This is a genomic window from Devosia riboflavina (genome assembly GCF_000743575.1).
GTDB lineage: Bacteria > Pseudomonadota > Alphaproteobacteria > Rhizobiales > Devosiaceae > Devosia > Devosia riboflavina.
In genome coordinates, this window is record NZ_JQGC01000111.1 from 1 (window position 1) to 662 (window position 662).

The 662-nt window shown below is 62.5% G+C and carries 1 protein-coding gene; it reads left to right on the forward strand.

Annotated elements, in window-relative coordinates:
• Positions 1–662 (forward strand): hypothetical protein (locus JP75_RS26750; RefSeq protein WP_035088090.1); only part of this gene is annotated, 662 nt, incomplete at both ends.

Sequence of the window (662 nt, forward strand, 5' to 3'; positions counted from 1 at the left end):
AAACGGCACGGCTCGAAGTCTATTGGGGCGACCAGCTGATCGCCACGATCGATCCCTCCAACGCGATGCAGGTCTATTCCTACGTCGTGACCGCGACCGGCAACGCGCAGTTCGACAAGCTGACCTTCAAGGAAGTCGGTTCCTCCGGCACCAATCCGGTGGATGGCCCCGGCACCGAAGGGCACCACGGCACCTATCTCGCCAATATCTCGCTCAGCCAGTCCTTCATCCTCGATGAAGATGCGCTCCAGAACGGCAATCCGGGTGGCGTTGGCGATGATGCAGGGCTCGCAGTCGTCGGCGGCTCGCTCCACATCAGCTGGGGCTCCGATGGCGTCGACAGCGGTGCTGACGGTACGTCCGGCACGGGCGGCTATGTCCAGGACAAGCCCGATGGCGTGGGCGACCGCAGCGTCACCTTCGATCCTGCCAATCCCGTTACTCTCAACGCTACGCTGACCTCTGGCGGCGTCGCCTTAGTCTTCACCGCGAACGAAGATGGTACCGTGCTTATCGGCAAGGCAGGCGACCGGGTCGTCATGGAAGTCAGCCTTTCCGATGACGGGCAGGGCGCGTTCCGCGTCATCCTGCTCGACCAGCTGGATCACCCGCAGAGCGGCACTGAAGATACCATCTCGCTCAAGTTCAACTTCGTCGCGACC